The organism is Polaribacter haliotis (assembly GCF_014784055.1).
GTDB lineage: Bacteria > Bacteroidota > Bacteroidia > Flavobacteriales > Flavobacteriaceae > Polaribacter > Polaribacter haliotis.
The window spans coordinates 711,642-729,903 of the sequence record NZ_CP061813.1 but is presented as its reverse complement, the minus strand read 5'-3'; the positions used below and the strand labels follow the sequence as shown (position 1 = coordinate 729,903).

The window sequence follows — 18,262 nt, the reverse complement described above, 5'->3', positions numbered from 1 at the left end:
ATTGAACTTTTAAAACACATCTAAAATGCAATTCGAAAAATCTACTTTTAAATACTTACAAGATTTACAAAAAAATAACAATAGAGATTGGTTTGCAGACCACAAAGAAACCTATTTAAAAGCGCAACAAAATGCGAAAGATGTATTTGCAGAGATTCATTTAAACTTGCAAAAACATGATGAAATAGAGAAATCTAAAATGATGCGTATTTATAGAGATGTTCGTTTTTCTAAAGATAAAACACCATATAAAGCTCATTTTGCAAATTCATATTCCAGATTAGGAAAAGAATTAAGAGGTGGTTATTTTTTAAGAATTAGACCAGGAGAATCTTTTTTAGCTGGCGGGTTTTGGGAACCAAGTAAAGAAGACTTGTTCCGAATTCGTAAAGAAATTGAGTTAGATGCATCAGAGATAAAAGATATTTTAGAAGAGAAAAATTACAAGAAACATTTTGGTGGAAAATTCGAAAGTTTTAGCGAATTAAAAACAGCACCTAGAGGTTTTGATAAAGAACATCCAGATGTAGATTTATTACGTAAAAAAGGTTTTATAGCAACCAAAAATTTTACGGATGAGGAAGTTTTGTCTCCTAATTTTGTGCAAGAAGTAGACAAAAGTTTTAAAGCTTTACGTCCGTTTTTTAATTTATTTAGCGATATTTTAACGACAAATTTAAATGGTGAACGAATTATTTAAAATTTAAAAGTAAATACAACCAAGAACGATTGTTTCAGTTTAAAGCAACTTATTCTATCACAGAAATTACATCATAAATTACATTTTGCAATTTATAATCGTCTTCAGGAAAGCTTTTCATTATTTGTAAACCTTGGTAAGAAGTTAACAAGTAATTTGCATATTGCTTGCTAGATTTACTGTTATTTATAGAGCCTAAACCTTGTCCTCTTTTTACAATGTCTTCAAACAAATCTAAAAAATAAGCTTGTTGGTTTTTAACTAATCTATTAATTTGTGTTTCCTTATTTTTAATTTCAGAAATATAATTTGGAATTAAATATCCGTTAATGGTTTCATTTATAGATAGTTCTAGAATTTGACGAACTGTTTTTAATGGATTAGTTGAAGCCATTATTATTTTCTGAACATCTCTTCTGTATTTTGTTTCACAAGTATCAAAACAAGTGATAAACAATTCCAATTTACTTCCAAAAGTATTGTAAAGACTAGATCTGTTTAAGTTACTAACTTCAACAATATCTTGCATAGAAGTAGCACAATATCCCTTAGAATGAAAAAGGTGTGTTACTTTATTTAAAATAGTTGTTTTACTAAAGGATGTTTTTTTTGACATAGATATGAAACAATCATTTCAATATTAATAATAAGTCTAATTTACTAAATTAGTCATTAATTTAATTGAAAAAACAAAAATGAAACTATTTTATTAAAAGGATATTAACAATATGAGAAAAACTATTGAAGGTTTTTATTTACTTCTCTTTTTAAAACGATAATTGTAATAATTGTAGAAAGTGTATCTGCAATTGGGAAAGACCACCAAACTCCATTTACTCCATAATACATGGGTAAAAAATAAGCTAAAGGAATTAAGAATATACCTTGTTTTAAAAGTGTTAAAAATAATGCAGGCATCGCTTTTCCTGCAGCTTGGAAATAGGCAGATCCAATTAATTGCATCGTTACAATTGGGGTTACTAAAAAGACAATTAACATTGCATTTGGTGTTTTATCTAACAAAGTTGCATCGTTGGTAAAAACCCAAATTATTTGTTCCTTAAAAATTACAATTCCAATAAAAATAATAGTTCCTACAATAGAGCCGAAATAAATCGACTTTTTAATGGTTTCTTTTACGCGTTCATTTTTTTCTGCACCAATATTAAATCCTGCTACTGGTAAAAATCCTTGAGAAACTCCTAAAACTGGCGATAAAGCAAACATCATAACTCTATTGATAATTCCAAATACTGCAATAGAAATTTCTCCTCCATAAGTAAAAAGAGAGTAATTTAAAACAATCATTAAAATACTAATTGCACCTTGTCTAACGATAGAAACTCCACCAAGCTCAACAATTTCTCGAACAATTTTAAAATCTAATTTAAAGTTTTTCGGAATTATTTTTAATTCACTTTTAGAAGACAAGAAGAAATATAAGATGTACAAACCACAACTAGCGTAAGAAATTGAAGTTGCTAAACCAGCTCCATACATTCCCCAATCGAAAACTTTAATAAATAAAATATCTAAAAGAACATTTAAAACTGCAGGAACCATCATTGCATACATTGCAAATTTTGGTTTTCCTTCGGCTCTTATGGTTGGGTTACCCATCATCGCAAATGCCAAAAAAGGAACTCCATAAATAATTACACCAAAATATTCGGATGCAATTGGTAAAATATCTCCTTTTGCGCCAAATAAATTTAAGATAGGAACACTAAATACATTTCCAAGAATTACAAAAAGAATAGCTAAAATTACCGTTAAACAAATTTGATTCCCAAACGTTAGAAAAGCTTTTTCAGAATTATTAGCACCTAAAGCTCTTGATATGATAGAACTTCCTCCAATTCCAATTCCCATTCCAATGGAAGAAATTAAAAAGGCAATTGGTAAAACCACAGTAATTGCAGCAATTGCTAAAACACCAATCCATTGTCCAACAAAAATGGTGTCTACAATCATATTTAAAGACATTACAAGAATTCCTATAGTTGCAGGAACTGCTTGTTTTATCAATAATTTACTTATTTTTTCGGTACCTAAATTGCCTGCGAGTTTGTTCATAAAGAAATACAAAGAACGGAATTATTAACTGTTTTATCTAAAATGAAACATTAATAATTGTTATAGAACTATTAAAATTTTTAAGTTTGTAAAAAATTGAATTATGAAGTCCGTTTTTGAATATAAACTAAAAGTAAAATCAGAAGATTTAGACGATTTAAACCATGTAAATAATGTGGTTTATGTAAAATGGATGGATATTGTGGCTTTTGAACATTGGGCATTTCTAACGAAAGAAAATCCTATGAAACAATTTATTTGGGTGGTTTTAAAACATGAGATAGACTATTTAAAACAAGCGGTTTTAGGTGATAAAATTACAGTTAAAACTTGGGTAGGAGAAACTAGAGGTTTTAAATCTGAACGTTTAATGGAGTTTTATAAAAATGAAGAATTGTTAGTAAAAGCAAAAACAGTTTGGGGAATGTTAGATGAAAAGACATACAAACCAGCAAGAATTAGAGAAGATGTTTTGGATGTTTTATATTCTAAAGAATAGACATAAATTGTACAAATTTTTCTTGTTCGACTGTTTTGTTCTTAATTTATTATAAGAGTCTTTAAATTTTGCTTTTGTCTCTTAAATCGTGTCTCAAAAAACCGCACTTATCTTTCTTAAAATAAAATCTATTCAATCACTTTCCTTATTATTCTCTTCAATAAAAGTATCTTTGCAAAATATATAAGAAAGATTTATTATGTCTACATTTTCAGAATTAGGAATTAAAAAAGAATACCTTCAGGGATTAAAAGAATTGGGAATTAAAATCCCTTCAGAAATTCAAGAAAAAGCAATTCCTGTTTTATTAAATTCAAAAACCGATTTTGTTGGTTTAGCACAAACAGGAACTGGTAAAACAGCTGCTTTTGGTTTGCCAATTTTACATGCTATTGATGCTGATAAAGATGAAATACAGGCGTTAATTTTATCGCCAACAAGAGAATTGGTGCAACAAATTAAAAAGCAACTTTTTAAATATACGAAATACTGTACTGAAAAAATCTTTTTAGAAGCCGTTTTTGGTGGCGAAAAGATTGATATTCAAATAGGTAAATTAAAAAGAAAAACACATGTAGTAATTGCAACCCCAGGAAGATTGGTAGATTTAATTGAACGTGGAGAAATAGATATTAGCAATATTAAAACATTGGTTTTAGATGAAGCTGATGAGATGCTTTCTATGGGTTTTAAACAAGATTTAAACCGAATCTTAAAATTTACAACTGGAGAAAGAAATACATGGTTATTTTCTGCAACAATGCCAGATGAGATTCAGCGAATTATTAAAACATATATGGACTCTAATGCTCCAAGAGTTGAGATTAATAGAAATTCTTTAGTAAATGAAAATATTAGACACCAATATGTTAGGACCTCAATAAAACAAAAAACAAACGATATTATTTCTTATATCGAAAAAAGAGGAACTGAAAGAGGAATTATTTTCTGTAGAACAAAATTAGGAGTTCAGAATTTGTATAATCAGTTGAAAGATGAAGGTTTTTCAGTGGGTGCTTTAGAAGGAGATATGCAACAAAGAGATCGTGAAAAAGCGATGAGAGCTTTTAAAAATGAAAGTGTGCAATATTTAATTTCTACAGATGTTTCTGCAAGAGGTATTGATGTGAGAGGTTTGGAATTTATCATTCATCATCAATTACCAGAACAGTTAGAATACTATACACACAGAAGTGGAAGAACTGCAAGAGCTGGAAAAACTGGAAATTCTATCGCTTTTATTCTACCTAGTGAATTGGAAAGAATTCACGAAATTCAGAAAGAATTAAATATAAAATTTACAGAACTTAAAGTTTAAAATGAGTCTTATTTACGTTTTAGATATCTTAGGAACTTTTGCATTTGCAATAAGTGGAGCTTTGGTTGCTTCTGATAAAAAGTTCGATCTATTTGGTGTCTTAATCATTGCTTTTGTTACAGCAGTAGGAGGTGGAATGTTGCGAGATGTTTTAATAAATGCACATCCCATAAATTGGATTGGAGACTTAAATTATTTGTTTGTAATCTTTACTGCAGTAGTTTTTACATTTCTATTTAAAAGTAAGATTGCGCATTTAAGCAAAACCATGTTTTTATTTGATACTGTTGGTATTAGCGTGTTTACTTTATTGGGTTTAGAAAAAGGTCTTTCTTACGATTTACATCCAATTATTGCGTTAATTATGGGAATGATTTCTGCTGTTTTTGGTGGTGTTTTACGTGATGTTTTAACGAATAAAATTCCATTAATTTTTCAGAAAGAAATATATGCTTCTGCATGTTTAGCTGGTGGAATTACTTATTTAATTTTGAATCATTTTCATATTCCAGAAAATATAATTTTTATTATTTCTGCTTCTATCATTATAATTATAAGAGTTATAGCCGTAAAATTTGAATTGGAGTTACCAAAAATAAAAGACGATCTATTCACAAAAAAGTAATGTATGAAACCGTTAGAATTCGAAAGTTTTAAAGAGTTTAAATCTATGATTGGTAAAAAATTACCAACTGGAAATTGGTACACAGTTACTCAAGAAATGATTAACGATTTTGCAAACGCAACTTTAGACAAACAATGGATTCATATCGATGAAAACAGAGCAGAGAAGGAGTCTCCTTTTAAAAGTACAATTGCACACGGATTTATGTCTGTTTCTATGATTTCTAAATTATTGGAAGATTTATTTGTGATAAAAAGCATAAAAATGGGCTTGAATTATGGTTTGAATAAAGTCCGTTTTCCAAATCCTGTTCCTGTAAATAGTCAATTAAGAATGCTTGCGGAAGTGAAAGAAATTGAAGATTTAGACAATAATGGAATTAAAATAACTTTCTCTTGTTTAATAGAAATTAAAGGTCATAAAAAACCAGCCTGTGTTGCAGAGTTTTTGTGTGCTTTATATGAGTGAGTTTAAAAATTTATACTAAAAACTAAATAAAAACCTTATCGAATAAAATCGATAAGGTTTTTATTTTTAAAAGCTTAATAAAATTACTTTAAAAGACCATCTGCAATACATTTCTTGGAATACCAAATTAAGAAAATACAAATAACAATTATCATTATTGGCATAATTATCATGTTTAATTCTGCATTCATCATAATATAAACTTGTTGAATAGTTGCACAAACCCCAGAAAGTAGAAATAAATAATACGCTAATTTCTTTCTTGCAAGTAATAGAATACAAGCTAAAACACCTCCAAAAACAGCGAGTGCAAATAATGCAGTAATCCAAGCAGGATATTCTACCATCATTTCTATTTGTTGTTCAGGAGTCATTTCTGAAATCATTTCTTCTGTTGCTAAAGCCTGAAATAAATACGCACTTACACCCATAAGATTCCATAAAAGTGCGAGTACACCAATAATCCAAAAAGCTGTACTTGGTTTGTTTGAATTTGTTGTCATAAATAAAAGTGTTTGGTTAATTGATTTTTAAATACAGTAAATAAAATTTGTAGAATTATAAAATGTAAAGTATATTTGTCATTATATAAAGTTAATTTGTCTAATTGTAAAATAAATAAGATGTCGAAACAATCAATTTGTGAAAGAGAAAGAAGTCATTTAGAAAGAATGAATAAATTTCAACTTGGAAATCAGTTTAAAAAAATAGGTCTCATTGTTGCAATTGGAACTTTTATTTTAATGATAGGAAGAAAATATATTGAAAATTCTGAGTGGATAAGACCCATTTTGCATGGAGTATTATTAATTGGTTTGTTAATAATGTCCTTATCAAAAGAAAAAATAGAAGATGAATTTGTAGATAGTTTGCGTTCGCAATCTTACAGATTGGCTTTTATTATGGCAATTGTATATTCTTTAGTACAACCTTTAATTAATTATGGTGTAGGAGCAATCTTAAATCAAAATGATGAATTACAGGGGTTTAGTTACTTTCAAGTATTATTTTTTATGTTAATTGTTCAATTGATGTTTTTCTGGCAATTAAAAAGAATGAATAAATAAGATGAAAAATACACTTAAAGTACAGCGTGCAATATTAGATATTACACAAGACGATTTAGCTAAAAAGATAGGTGTTTCTCGTCAAACAATTAATTCTATTGAGAAGAATAGATATGTTCCATCCACTGTTTTGGCTTTGAAACTATCGAATATTTTTAAAATTTCAGTGAATGAGTTTTTTATATTAGAGCAGGATGATTAATTTTTAAATGCAAAGGCGCAAAGTTTTTTCGCAAAGTTCGCAAAGTTTTTTTGTAAAGTTTCCAATCAGAATTTTGAGTTTTTTACCTCGCAAAGACGCAGAGTCGCAAAGTATTTATGTTTAAGTGACACAAGTATTTTAAGCAAAACTTCCATCCAGAACTTTAAATATTGAATTTTAAACTTTGAACATATTATTGCGCAAAGGCACAGAGTTGTTTAGAGAAGAGTGTTTTCCCCTTTGGGGAATTAAAGGGGCTTTAACACAGCTTCTTTAAACAAAGTTGCTTTCGATTTAAAGAAAGAATTTTCTAAACTAATTGCTTTTAATTTGGAATCAATATATTTTTCTTCTCTGTAATTTACTAAGAAAAGAGAGCTTTCTCCTAAGAAGAACTTGCGTTCTTCTGCTTTTAGTAAAACATCGTAATCTCTTACAATATTAGCAGTAAAATCACTCTGAATTATAAATGAGCTTAATTCTTGCTGAATGGCATCAATTTTATTTTTAATCACAACTTTTACAGTTTCACTTTCTAATTGTTTGTCTTGCAATTTTATTTTAGCCAACTTTAAATCTCCTCTTTCTTTTCTAATAAATAAAGGCATGCTAAAATTGATTCCTGCTTTGTAGTTATTGGTGTTAAACGAATTTATTTGGTCTCCATTTGGAGAAATAAAATTGTACTGTAAATCTATTTTTGGTAATAAATTATTCATTTTTAAACGCTTTTCAACATCTAAACTTTTAATTTTATACTCTAAAGATCTTATTTTTGGATGATTTTCAATTTCAAAATTTTCATTATTAAAAAGTGCGATATTAAACGTCTTATCAATTGCATTATAAGTATTTAAATCCGGGATTATACTTTCTTTCAATTCAACTGGCGTGTTTTCATTGAGCCATAAAAAATTAGACAATTCTAAAGACGCTTTTATCAATTTAATACGTGCCTTTTCTAAATTTAGTTTTCTTGTATTTAAAGTAATTCTTGCTTCTAAAGTATCAATTGCAGGTTTTTCTCCTTCTTGGAAAGCCCTTTTTGTTCCTTCAAAACGAATTTTCGCATTGTTTAGAAAATCGTCATAAACTCTTTTTTCATTATACGTTTTTAACCAATTGAAGTAAGAGAGAGAAGCATCATACAAAATAGTATTTACAGTTATTTGCTGGTCTTCTTTTGCTTGTTCTAAAAAATATTTTGCTTGTTTTAGAGAAGCCATTCTTTGGTTGGTAAGTAAACCTCTTGCCAAAGAAACAGAAACTCCTGCACTATATAAACCATCTAAAGGAACACTATTTTCAGGATTTAAAAATACACCATCATTTTGTTCGAAATTGGCTTTAAACTCAACACCATACCAAGTTGGTATTTTAAAAGCACCATTCAACTTGTTGTAATATTCCTTTTCTTTGAATTGCTTTTTGGTATAATCTACTTCAATTTTAGGGTCGAAAGAACCTCTTGCTTTTAGTAAATTAGCTTCACTATTATTAATAATTAAATTCGCCTGTTTCACAATTGGGTGATACATTTTTACATACCCCAAATACTCAGAAAGCGTCATTTTAGAAACAGCTTCTTCCTGTGCTTTTAAAGATGAAAATGAAATGACAAATAAGAATATAATTAGTTTTCTCATCTAAATTATTTTTTAGAATTCGCTTCTTCTTTTCCAGAATTTTCTGGCTGATAATAGTTGGGAGGGAAGCTGTTTAGTTGCCTCCATAATTCGAACCAAATAGGTACATCTTCTAACAATGCAATGGTTCTTGCACCAGAACCAACTCTAATAGCTTCTGGCCACGCAAAATCTTTTTTATCAGAAGCTAATAAAACTCTGTATTTTCCATTACTACTTATAAAATTCTCTATAGCAACTACTTTAGCACCATAAGTTCCATAAGATACATTAGGCCAACCAGAAAAAACAATTGCTGGCCAACCATCAAACTGAACTCGTACTTTTTCTCCAACATGCAATAATGGTAAATCTATTGGCCTTACATAAGTTTCTACTGCTAAATCGTATTTTTCTGGCATAATTCCAACCAGAGATTCTCCTTCTTTAAATGTACCTCCAATACCACCTTTTATGGCTTTATTTATATACCCATTTTGTGGAGCAGTAATGTATAATAGACTATTTCGAACTCTATAATTACTATTGCTGTTTTCTAATTTAGAAACTTGTGCTTTTGCATCAAAACCACTGGATTGTGCAGTATACATATCGCTTTGTGCTTTAGAAATTTTATCTGTGTAGGTCGCGCCTATTCTCGATAATTCTAATTTTGCATTTAAAACTTCGTTTTTAGTGGCTAATAATTTATTTTCTTGTGCAATTAATTTAGCCTGAGTTTCCTGTAATTTTAAACGTTTTTGTTCTACATCCACAACAGCTTTTAAACCTTCTTTTTGTAACGTTTCTGTTCGTGTAAACTGCTTTTTGGCAATGTTTAAATTTGTTTTAGCAGCTTCAAAAGAAATGCTATCACTTTGTACTTTTAAACGAGCTTGTAATAATTTATTTTTTGTTTGTTCAATCTTTAAACCTCTTTCTTGTTTTAAAGCTTGCACTTGTCTTTGCAACGCTTCCACTTTACCTTGATATGCATTTACTGAAGATGTTTTTGCATTAATTTGGTCGTTTGTTCTTTCAATTAAACGATTATCAAAATATTCGCTTTTTACTTCAGAAATTCTTAGAATGGTGTCTCCTTTTTTAACATAATCTCCTTCGCGAACAAACCATTGCTCAATTCTACCAGGAATTTGAGATTGTATGGTTTGTGGTCTTTGGTCTGGTGTTAGAGTAGTTACAGTACCTTGACTTGTAATATTCTGTGTCCATGGTAAAAATATGAATATAAAACCTATGATAGCAAAAGCCAACAAGAACTTGTTAAATGCTTTATAATATTTTTTAGAAAAGATTTCTTTGCCAGATTTAAATTGATTTAAATCTATTTTTTTATTTAACTGATTGTTAGAAATGTTTAACATAATTAGTTTTTTATAGATTTAATTTTCCCATTTTTTAATGTAATAATTTGGTTACATTGGGTTCTCCAACTTTTTTTACTACTTACTACAATTAAGGCCCAAGGTTGTTTAGGGTTTGTTAAATATTCGATAATTCTTAAAGTTTCGTCTAGATTAAACTGGTCTAAAGGATCTTCTAAAATCATTACTTTTGGTTGCTTAATAATGGCTCTTGCCAAAATTAATTTTTTCGCTTTTGTATAAGACATCTGTTTACCTTCTGGATGAATAATAGTGTCTAAACCATTAGGTTGTTCTTTTAAAAATTGATTTAAACCAACAACATCTAAAACGTTATAAATTATGTTATCATCAATGGATTTATTTCCAAAAACTAAATTTTCTCTAATGGTTCCTTCAAAAGGTGTTTCTCCAGAAAGAGATAAACCTAATTGAGAACGATAATGGTTTAAATGTAGGCTCTTTAAAGATAAATTATTAATGTAAACATTTCCTGCAGTAGGTTGAATTACACCAGCAATTAAACGTAATAAACTAGATTTTCCTGCACCACTTTCTCCCATAACTAATATTTTACTAGATGGGTTAATGGTTAAAGAAATGTTTTTAATAATATGTTTTTCCCTTTCTTCTACATTGTAAAAAACATCATCTAACTCAACAGTTAAGCCATCTTTAAACATAGGTTTTTCACCTTCTTGAGGCTCTAAATTCATATCTACAACTTGTCCTATTTTTTCAATGGAAGTTAAAACATCGTAAAAAGATTCTAAACCGATAATTAGTTTTTCTACAGAAGCAATTACTAATAAAATAATAATTTCTGCTGCGACAAATTGGCCTATATTCATTTCTTGATTTAATACTAAAGCTCCACCAATTAAAAGTAAACTAGCAGTTACAATTACTTTAAAACTAATCATTTGTATGAATTGAATCATTAAAATTTTAAAGTGATTTTCTCTAGATTTTAAATACTCATCAACTAAAATATCGTTTTTTTCCATGGCTAAATTGGTGGTTCCAGAAAGTTTAAAACTAACAACGGTTCTTGCAACTTCCTGAATCCAATGTGCAACTTTATACTTATTTTTAGATTCTATAAGACTTGTTTCTAAACCTCTTTGTGCAGTAAACTTAAAAACGATGTATATTAAAAGCAATAATAAAATTCCAAAAATGATAAAAAATGGATGATAGAATGATAACAATATTAATGCAAAAATAATTTGTAATAATGCTGTTGGAACATCAATTAAAATTTTAGATAATCCTTTCTGAATTGTTAATGTATCAAAAAAACGATTTGCCAATTCTGGTGGATAATATTTATGTAATTCATTCATTTTAATCTTTGGAAAACGATAACTTAACTCAAAAGATGCTCTTGTAAATATTCGCTGTTGAATGGTTTCTATAATTCTTAATTGCATTAATTGCAAAGATCCAGAGAAAATAACACCAATCGTAACTAAAATAACCAGCACAACCCACGATGTGGAAATTTGTGCACCTTGTAGTAAGTTTATAATTGCTTGAATTCCTAAGGGTAATGAAAGAGCTACAAGTCCTCCAAAAATTGCATAATAGAAAATTTGAAAAATATCTTTTTTTTCTAATTTTAAAAGGCCTAAAAAACGTTTCCAAGGTGTTAATTGATTATTTTCCATATCTATTGTAAAGCGGTTTTAGCTAATTGAATAAAAAACTGAGTGGGTGTATTGTTTTTCTCGATATTTGTTAAAGATGGGAAATGTTCTTGTAAAAAGTGCTGGTGTAAACCACCTTCTAAAATAGTACTTGCCAAACTAAAACTATATTTATAATTTGGTTTTACGCCTAAAATCATTTCATTTAATCTAGAAATAAGCCTTTTGTAAATTTCGAAATATCCTTCTTTATTTTTTGAATCGACTTCTTTTGTTAAAAAAGATTTAGAGCTTTCATTTACAATAATTTTATATAAAATAGTTTCGTTAATATGAGAGTATTTACTGTCTTCTATTATTTTATTTGTAACTGTAATAATTGCTTTTTCTAATTTCTCGTAAGCATTGGAAATACTAAATGTTTCTAAAACTAATTTATATTCTAACCAAGCCCAATACCATGAAGATAGGTAGAGTAGTAGCATATGTTTACTTTCAAAATACCTATAAATAGAACTCTCATTTGAACTAATTTTTGTGCCTAATTTTTTAAATGTAAAGCTTTCGAAACCAATTTCATCAATTAAAAAAATACTATTTTCTATAATTCTTCTACCTAAATCGGATGTTTCTGGGTCTTTAATAAAAATTTTATCTGGAACAGAAATTTTTAAAACAGATAACAAATCTTTCATATTAAAATATTTATTTGCAAATATAATAGTAATACTATTAAAAAAGAAAATATTACTAATTTATTAATATATTATTAACAATAATAAAATTTTACCATAAAAAAAGCCTTTCGTTTTCACGAAAGGCAAATCAATCAAATATCAAACTATAACATAAAAAATGTTATTCTTTATGCAAATACACTGCAGAAGCTTTAGAAAGCGTTGCATTGTATGCAGGTGTTAGATTTCCACCATTTCCTATATTATTGAAGGCTAAAATTCTTCCTCCACCATTTCCAGCTTCTGCAATAAAAACTGTTTTAGAATCACCATCATAAGCAACATCTACTGGGTTTCCTAATAAAGTGCTTGTTCCAGCAACTCTTGTTTGGTTAGAAATAGCTAAAGTTTCATTATTAGCAGTTCCATTAAAATTGGCTGCAAAATTATTAATTACATGAAAACCACCATCATCTTGTCCATTAGATGCTTCTCCAATATCTGTTAGAACCATAACATCTGTAGCTGTGTCGTAAGTTAAACCATGTGTTCTAACAATTCCTTCTATAGCAATTGTTTTACTGGCAGATAAAGTAGCGTTTGAAGAATTATTTAAAAAATTTGTAAATACAGCCAATTTATTTGTGGTATCTACAATTGCATATAAATCATTTCCAATAAAAATTATTCCCCATAATTTAAAATCGGTAGTAATTGTATTTCTTAAAGTAAAGTTTCCTCCATTGTTTGTGTAAACGAAAAGCTTACCATCTTTTGTATCTGGATCTCCATCTACATCTGCATTGTCTGCAACTACATAAATATTATCTTTTACTGCAATTTCACGTGGACTCGTCATATCTAAAGTTCCTGTAACATTTGCAGAAACTGTTGTAGATGTTGCAAAATTTGTAATATTTGCATATCCTTCTACACCAAAAGAACTTCTAGAAGCTTGTACTACTAAGTCTTGGTTTCCATCGTAATAAATACCATCTGCAGCTGTTGCAGTGGTAGTTAAAGTTGCTTTGGTAACATTATTTAAACTTGTTACATTATACATATTTACATTTCCATCTGTGTTATTGGAGGTAAATAAAATTTTAGAGTCTAATTTAATTTCTGCATCATTATCGTTACTAGAACAAGATACTAATGTCATAGCTGTAGCAAATATTAATGCTAGTGTTTTAATCGTTTTCATAATTGTTTTAATTTTAGTTATTTAATATACTTACGAGAAAAAAATAAATTCGGTTTTTTATTTTTCATTTTTTTTAAAAACAACTACAAAAATTAAAATATCTAACAAAGCTTTATTTTGAAAAAAATTAAATTTGTACTATCTTTGCAATGTGTAGAGAATATCTTCTAATTAATAATACTTTGTTATTTAAAGTTGATTTTTTTTTGAATTCATTTTTCAACTTACACAAACTCTTAATAAAAATCTATTTAAAAATTTAATGGCAAAGTCGCAACAAACATTTAGTAAAAGTGAAAAAGAAAAGAAACGTTTAAAGAAACGTTTAGATAAACAGAAGAAGATGGACGCTCGAAAGGCGGAAAAGGAAGAAAACGGATCAACAGGAATCCAGTTTGCATATGTAGATCATAATGGAAATTTAACAGACACTCCACCAGATCCAGAATTAAAAGTAGAAATCGAATTAGAAGATATAGAGATTTCTGTAACTAAAAAAGAAGATTTACCAGAGGAAGATCCAGTAAGAAAAGGAAAAGTTTCTTTCTTCGATACTTCTAAAGGTTTTGGTTTTATTATCGATACAGAAAATAATGAAAAATATTTTACTCACGTTAGTGGTTTAATTGATGAGATTGGAGAAAACGACAAAGTTTCTTTCGAATTAGAGAAAGGTATGCGTGGTATGAATGCTGTTAAAGTGAAAAGAATCTAACTTAAACAAGATTTTTTTTTGAATTTAAACTCGTTTTAAAATAAAATATAAAATCCTTCTTTTGAAGGATTTTTTTTGTTCGAGATAAAAAAAAATACTATTAATTCTTAATAATTTGGTATATAATTTATAGTTCCCTCTTTTATTTTTAGCGTAAATTTGCGGACTTTTAAATCTATTAAAGCAAAATTATGAATTTAAACAAATGGATTTTTCTACTTCTAATTTTTATGGGTAGTAAAGTTTCTTTTTCTCAAATAATAGGTAAAGTTGTTGATAATGAAGATAATTATCCACTTGAATACGCAACAGCAGCTTTATATAATCAGGTTGATAAGAAGTTAGTTGCAGGGGTTGTTACCAATAATAATGGTGTTTTTTCAATTTCGAATATAAAACCAGGAACATATTATTTAGAAGCTTCTTTTATTGGTTATCAAGTAAAAACAATTTCTTCAATTGTTATAAATAGTAAAGGAGAGAAAAAAGATATAGGAACTATAAAAATTCTTCTGGGTTCTGGAAATCAATTAAATGAAGTAGTTATTAAAACTGAAAAGCAAACGGTTTCTCATAAAATTGATAGACAAGTTTTTGACACAAAAAAATACCAAAGTACAGTTGGTGGAAATGCAGTTGATGTTGTAAAAAATTTACCTTCTGTAACCATAGATGGTTTAGGGGAAATAAGTGTTCGTGGAAGTAAAGGTTTTACAGTTTTAATTAATGGAAAACCAACACAAGGAGATCCAACAACTATTTTAGCTCAATTACCAGCAAATGCAATGCAATCTATCGAATTAATTACGGCACCTTCTGCAAAATACGATCCTGAAGGAAAAGGAGGAATTATAAATATCTTAACTAAAAAAGGAGCAATTAACGGAATATTTGCACAAATAAATGTTCGAGGTGGATTTCCTTCCATTGAAGGTTATGATACGAAAGTTGCAGCAAAAAGATATGGAATTGATGCAACTATCAATAAAAGAACAGATAATTGGAATATTTCTGTAGGTGCCAGTTATCAAAAAAACGATAAAACAGGGAGAAGAGAAGGAGATATGTTTATTGTGAATACTCCAGAAAATAAAACAACTTTTTTACCTTCTGATGGCGAACGTAGTTTCGATGAAATTACATATAATGGTCGTTTTAATGTGGATTATACTCCAAATGAAAAAGATAATTTCTCTTTAGGATTTTTCGCAGGAAAAAGAACAAAAGAGCGTTTGGCAGATATTGTTTACTTCGATAATCATGCAATTTCTCCAATTAGGAGTAACAATCGTGAATATACATTTGCATATTACAATCATAACTTAAGAATTAGAAAAGGAGATTTTGCTTTAGGAAGTTTCGATTATTCGCATAAATTTGATAATAAATCTAAAATTTCTACTTCTATATTATATGAATACACTTTTTTAGGAGGACCAACAGAAAATGATAACTTAGGTTTTCCAGATAATACTATTGTGTATCAAAAAGAATTTAATACAAACGATAATCCTTTATATGGAACACGTTTCAACTTGGATTATCAATGGAAACCTTTTTCATTCGGTACTTTAGAAACTGGTTATCAGTATCGTGATTTAGATCACACAGGAAAATTTGTTTATGAAAGAGATGGTGTTTTAGTACCTGAATTTTCTAGTGATGTTAGTTTAAAAAGAGTAATTCATTCTGGTTACGCACAAATTACTGGAAAAAAAAATAAATGGGATTATGCTGTTGGTGCTCGTTTAGAATCTATGGATAGAGAGTATAAAGAAGCTTTACAGAGTGAAACTGCAGAAAATATATATGATTATGATTTTGTAAAGTTATTCCCTTCAGCATCTTTACAATACAAAATTGATGATAAAACAAACATAAAAACTGCATATAGTAAAAGGGTAGAAAGAACAACAACTTTTAAGATGAATAGTTTTGCAGAACGCGAACATTCAGAAGTTTTTGAGCAAGGAGATAATACTTTATTACCAGAATTTATAGATTTGGTTGAATTAGGAATTACTAAAAAACTAAAAGGAGGAAATTCCATTTATGGAACAGTTTATTACAGACATGTAAATAATGTAATTAATCGTGTAAACACTTTAGCTTACGAGAGTAATGGTGCAGTTTTAGATAGTATTATTAATCGAGTGTATTCAAATGTTGGTAAAAGCAATTCAATTGGTTTAGAAATAGGAGCAACTATAAAACCAGCTAAAAATTGGACGAATTTTATTGGAGCAAATGTTTATAATTACGCAATTAATGGCGTTTTAAATTTTAGACATAGAGATGGTGTAGAAAGAAATTATGATATTGATACAAAAGCAACAGTATATTCTTTCAATTTAAATTCTACTTATAATTTCTGGGAAAACGCTTCTTTGCAATTCACTTTTAATTATTTATCTGACAGAAATACAGCTATGGGTGAAGATTCTCGTTTTTATTCGCCAAACTTAACATTCCGTAAAAAATTTATGGACAATCGTTTAACAGCGACTTTGCAATGGCAAAATATGGATATGGGCTTGTTAAACACAAACGAACAGCGAATTACAACATCAAGAGCAAATCAGTTTTATACGACTACAAATTATAGATATGAAGTAGATATGGTTTCTTTAAACCTTTCTTACACATTTAATGCAGCTAAAAATAAATCTAAATTTATTGATAGTGAATTTGGAAAACGTGAGTTTTAATTTTTAAAAAAACCAAACGCTATTTCCTCGAGCATTACTGAAATAAAAAAAATATTTTTATTGAAAGTAGCTTACGAAGTAAATTGAGAGGTCAATTAAGGTCTCGACTGCGCTCGACCAGACTTGTAAAAAAAAAAGACCAAAATGAGTTTAAAATCATTTTGGTCTTTTTTTTAATCTTGTTTCAATTAAGTCTTGATTCTTGTATTAAAAAAAATATTAAAAATTATAAAACTCCATACTATCCACAATTAAATCTTCAGTAACTTTACAATCTAATTTATGGTTTTCATAATCATTTAACAGCACGAAATTTACTTGTCCGTTTACGTTTTTCTTATCGTGTTTTAATAATTCCATAATTCCAGCGAAATCTTCTTTTAAAAGATTTATTCTATCATAAATAGACAATACAACCTCTTTTATTTCGTTTAATTTGGTTTCTGGAAAATTTAAAAGTTTGTTAGAAATGTAACTTTCACAAACCATTCCAATAGCAATTGCTTCACCATGAGTTAGGTTTTTTTTGTCCTCAGATTCAAGATAAAAAGATTCAATTGCGTGCCCAATTGTATGACCGAAATTTAATATTTTACGTAAATTTTTTTCTTTTGGATCTTGTAAAACTACTTCATTTTTAATCTCAATAGACCTGAATATTAAATCGTTGATATGTAATCCTTTATTTTTCTTTATCTCTTTGAATAGTTTAATGTCGTATGTAACTCCATATTTAATAATTTCTGCCATTCCAGATTTTATTTCTCTCTCAGTTACTGTAGTTAAAAAATCTACATCTACAATTACCATTTCTGGGTTCGAAAACAAACCAATTTGGTTTTTTAAAACACCTAAATCAACACCCGTTTTTCCACCAACAGAAGCATCAACCATAGAAAGTAAAGTTGTAGGAATATTTACAAAGTCGATTCCACGTTTAAAACAAGAAGCCACAAAACCACCTAAATCTGTTATTACACCACCACCCAAAGTAATTAGTAAACTTTTTCTATCACCACCAAGTTCTGTAATTGCGTTCCAAACACCTATACAAGTTTCTATGTTTTTATTAATCTCTCCAGATTCAATTTCTATCACTTCAATTCTTTTTTCTGAATCTAAATTTGGAATAAATTTTGGATAACAATGCTCAAAAGTATTCTCATCAACTAAAATAAAAATAGTAGAATAACCATTTTTTGTAATTAAACTAGAGAGTTCTTTATATGCTTTATCCTGAAAATGAACAGGATAGCTTACTGCTTGAATAGTTTTCATTTTATAAAAATTAAAGATGCAAATTAAGTAGAAAATATTGAATTATTTGCAGTCTTAAACTATATT

Annotated in this window: 18 protein-coding genes; 9 read left to right on the top strand and 9 right to left on the bottom strand. The window is 28.4% G+C overall.

All coding sequences use genetic code 11. The annotated features are described in order from the left end of the window. Positions 1 to 25: 25 nt before the first annotated feature. Positions 26 to 700: a DUF2461 domain-containing protein gene (locus H9I45_RS02915; protein WP_088353434.1), complete on the top strand. Its 675-nt coding sequence runs from the start codon at positions 26 to 28 to the stop codon at positions 698 to 700. 49 nt (positions 701 to 749) lie between these two features. Here the strand turns inward: H9I45_RS02915 and H9I45_RS02910 are convergent, their stop codons facing one another. Beyond that, a complete protein-coding gene (locus tag H9I45_RS02910; RefSeq protein ID WP_088353435.1) occupies positions 750 to 1,316 on the bottom strand; it encodes a TetR/AcrR family transcriptional regulator in 567 nt (188 codons plus the stop codon). A 122-nt stretch (positions 1,317 to 1,438) separates the two neighbouring features. Further along, complete coding sequence (locus H9I45_RS02905) at positions 1,439 to 2,776, bottom strand: MATE family efflux transporter (RefSeq protein ID WP_088353436.1); 1,338 nt, start codon at positions 2,774 to 2,776, stop codon at positions 1,439 to 1,441. Between the two features lie 103 nt (positions 2,777 to 2,879). On the opposite strand from H9I45_RS02905, the gene H9I45_RS02900 reads away from it, so the two are divergent. The 4 genes from H9I45_RS02900 (at position 2,880) to H9I45_RS02885 (ending at position 5,686) form a co-directional block, all read left to right on the top strand. Then, positions 2,880 to 3,275: an acyl-CoA thioesterase gene (locus H9I45_RS02900; protein ID WP_088353437.1), complete on the top strand. Its 396-nt coding sequence runs from the start codon at positions 2,880 to 2,882 to the stop codon at positions 3,273 to 3,275. Positions 3,276 to 3,474: 199 nt separating this feature from the next. Further along, entirely contained in the window at positions 3,475 to 4,593 is a 1,119-nt protein-coding gene (locus H9I45_RS02895) for a DEAD/DEAH box helicase (RefSeq protein WP_088353438.1), read from the top strand. A 1-nt stretch (position 4,594) separates the two neighbouring features. Beyond that, positions 4,595 to 5,218, top strand: a complete 624-nt coding sequence (locus H9I45_RS02890) for a trimeric intracellular cation channel family protein (protein ID WP_088353439.1) — start codon at positions 4,595 to 4,597, stop codon at positions 5,216 to 5,218. Positions 5,219 to 5,221: 3 nt separating this feature from the next. Beyond that, entirely contained in the window at positions 5,222 to 5,686 is a 465-nt protein-coding gene (locus H9I45_RS02885) for a MaoC family dehydratase (RefSeq protein WP_088353440.1), read from the top strand. A gap of 83 nt (positions 5,687 to 5,769) precedes the next feature. On the opposite strand, the gene H9I45_RS02880 is transcribed toward H9I45_RS02885, so the two are convergent. Continuing rightward, entirely contained in the window at positions 5,770 to 6,189 is a 420-nt protein-coding gene (locus tag H9I45_RS02880) for a hypothetical protein (RefSeq protein ID WP_088353441.1), read from the bottom strand. A gap of 120 nt (positions 6,190 to 6,309) precedes the next feature. Here H9I45_RS02880 and H9I45_RS02875 point away from each other — a divergent pair, with 120 nt between their 5' ends. Both H9I45_RS02875 and H9I45_RS02870 read left to right on the top strand, forming a co-directional pair. Beyond that, on the top strand, positions 6,310 to 6,753 hold the full coding sequence (locus H9I45_RS02875; RefSeq protein ID WP_088353442.1) for a hypothetical protein: 444 nt from the start codon (positions 6,310 to 6,312) through the stop codon (positions 6,751 to 6,753). Between the two features lies 1 nt (position 6,754). After that, complete coding sequence (locus H9I45_RS02870) at positions 6,755 to 6,955, top strand: helix-turn-helix transcriptional regulator (RefSeq protein WP_088353443.1); 201 nt, start codon at positions 6,755 to 6,757, stop codon at positions 6,953 to 6,955. A gap of 248 nt (positions 6,956 to 7,203) precedes the next feature. Here the strand turns inward: H9I45_RS02870 and H9I45_RS02865 are convergent, their stop codons facing one another. From H9I45_RS02865 to H9I45_RS02845, 5 genes are all read right to left on the bottom strand, one after another. Beyond that, the gene (locus H9I45_RS02865; RefSeq protein ID WP_088353444.1) at positions 7,204 to 8,601 is read right to left on the bottom strand and encodes a TolC family protein; all 1,398 of its coding nucleotides are present in this window, start codon (positions 8,599 to 8,601) and stop codon (positions 7,204 to 7,206) included. Between the two features lie 5 nt (positions 8,602 to 8,606). Further along, on the bottom strand, positions 8,607 to 9,965 hold the full coding sequence (locus tag H9I45_RS02860) for an HlyD family secretion protein (RefSeq protein ID WP_088353445.1): 1,359 nt from the start codon (positions 9,963 to 9,965) through the stop codon (positions 8,607 to 8,609). Positions 9,966 to 9,967: 2 nt separating this feature from the next. Next, complete coding sequence (locus tag H9I45_RS02855) at positions 9,968 to 11,635, bottom strand: peptidase domain-containing ABC transporter (protein ID WP_088353446.1); 1,668 nt, start codon at positions 11,633 to 11,635, stop codon at positions 9,968 to 9,970. A gap of 2 nt (positions 11,636 to 11,637) precedes the next feature. Next, entirely contained in the window at positions 11,638 to 12,309 is a 672-nt protein-coding gene (locus H9I45_RS02850) for a TetR/AcrR family transcriptional regulator (protein ID WP_088353447.1), read from the bottom strand. A gap of 163 nt (positions 12,310 to 12,472) precedes the next feature. Then, positions 12,473 to 13,495 (bottom strand): hypothetical protein, encoded by a 1,023-nt coding sequence (locus H9I45_RS02845; RefSeq protein WP_088353448.1) that lies wholly within the window; start codon positions 13,493 to 13,495, stop codon positions 12,473 to 12,475. Between the two features lie 262 nt (positions 13,496 to 13,757). Between H9I45_RS02845 and H9I45_RS02840 the strand changes: the two genes are divergently transcribed. Continuing rightward, on the top strand, positions 13,758 to 14,210 hold the full coding sequence (locus H9I45_RS02840; protein ID WP_088353449.1) for a cold-shock protein: 453 nt from the start codon (positions 13,758 to 13,760) through the stop codon (positions 14,208 to 14,210). Positions 14,211 to 14,401: 191 nt separating this feature from the next. Further along, on the top strand, positions 14,402 to 16,918 hold the full coding sequence (locus H9I45_RS02835) for a TonB-dependent receptor (protein ID WP_088353450.1): 2,517 nt from the start codon (positions 14,402 to 14,404) through the stop codon (positions 16,916 to 16,918). Between the two features lie 219 nt (positions 16,919 to 17,137). Here the strand turns inward: H9I45_RS02835 and aroB are convergent, their stop codons facing one another. Further along, positions 17,138 to 18,196, bottom strand: coding sequence for a 3-dehydroquinate synthase (gene aroB, locus H9I45_RS02830; RefSeq protein WP_088353451.1), 1,059 nt, complete (start codon positions 18,194 to 18,196; stop codon positions 17,138 to 17,140). Positions 18,197 to 18,262 lie beyond the last annotated feature (66 nt).

Bases quoted from the DNA above. Each gene is read 5' to 3' on its own strand.
- H9I45_RS02875 (WP_088353442.1), top strand. From the start codon at position 6,310: ATGTCGAAACAATCAATTTGTGAAAGAGAAAGAAGTCATTTAGAAAGA.
- aroB (WP_088353451.1), bottom strand. From the start codon at position 18,196: ATGAAAACTATTCAAGCAGTAAGCTATCCTGTTCATTTTCAGGATAAA.
- H9I45_RS02855 (WP_088353446.1), bottom strand. From the start codon at position 11,635: ATGGAAAATAATCAATTAACACCTTGGAAACGTTTTTTAGGCCTTTTA.
- H9I45_RS02905 (WP_088353436.1), bottom strand. From the start codon at position 2,776: ATGAACAAACTCGCAGGCAATTTAGGTACCGAAAAAATAAGTAAATTA.
- H9I45_RS02910 (WP_088353435.1), bottom strand. From the start codon at position 1,316: ATGTCAAAAAAAACATCCTTTAGTAAAACAACTATTTTAAATAAAGTA.
- H9I45_RS02890 (WP_088353439.1), top strand. From the start codon at position 4,595: ATGAGTCTTATTTACGTTTTAGATATCTTAGGAACTTTTGCATTTGCA.
- H9I45_RS02870 (WP_088353443.1), top strand. From the start codon at position 6,755: ATGAAAAATACACTTAAAGTACAGCGTGCAATATTAGATATTACACAA.
- H9I45_RS02860 (WP_088353445.1), bottom strand. From the start codon at position 9,965: ATGTTAAACATTTCTAACAATCAGTTAAATAAAAAAATAGATTTAAAT.
- H9I45_RS02850 (WP_088353447.1), bottom strand. From the start codon at position 12,309: ATGAAAGATTTGTTATCTGTTTTAAAAATTTCTGTTCCAGATAAAATT.
- H9I45_RS02895 (WP_088353438.1), top strand. From the start codon at position 3,475: ATGTCTACATTTTCAGAATTAGGAATTAAAAAAGAATACCTTCAGGGA.
- H9I45_RS02880 (WP_088353441.1), bottom strand. From the start codon at position 6,189: ATGACAACAAATTCAAACAAACCAAGTACAGCTTTTTGGATTATTGGT.
- H9I45_RS02885 (WP_088353440.1), top strand. From the start codon at position 5,222: ATGAAACCGTTAGAATTCGAAAGTTTTAAAGAGTTTAAATCTATGATT.
- H9I45_RS02915 (WP_088353434.1), top strand. From the start codon at position 26: ATGCAATTCGAAAAATCTACTTTTAAATACTTACAAGATTTACAAAAA.
- H9I45_RS02840 (WP_088353449.1), top strand. From the start codon at position 13,758: ATGGCAAAGTCGCAACAAACATTTAGTAAAAGTGAAAAAGAAAAGAAA.
- H9I45_RS02845 (WP_088353448.1), bottom strand. From the start codon at position 13,495: ATGAAAACGATTAAAACACTAGCATTAATATTTGCTACAGCTATGACA.
- H9I45_RS02865 (WP_088353444.1), bottom strand. From the start codon at position 8,601: ATGAGAAAACTAATTATATTCTTATTTGTCATTTCATTTTCATCTTTA.
- H9I45_RS02900 (WP_088353437.1), top strand. From the start codon at position 2,880: ATGAAGTCCGTTTTTGAATATAAACTAAAAGTAAAATCAGAAGATTTA.
- H9I45_RS02835 (WP_088353450.1), top strand. From the start codon at position 14,402: ATGAATTTAAACAAATGGATTTTTCTACTTCTAATTTTTATGGGTAGT.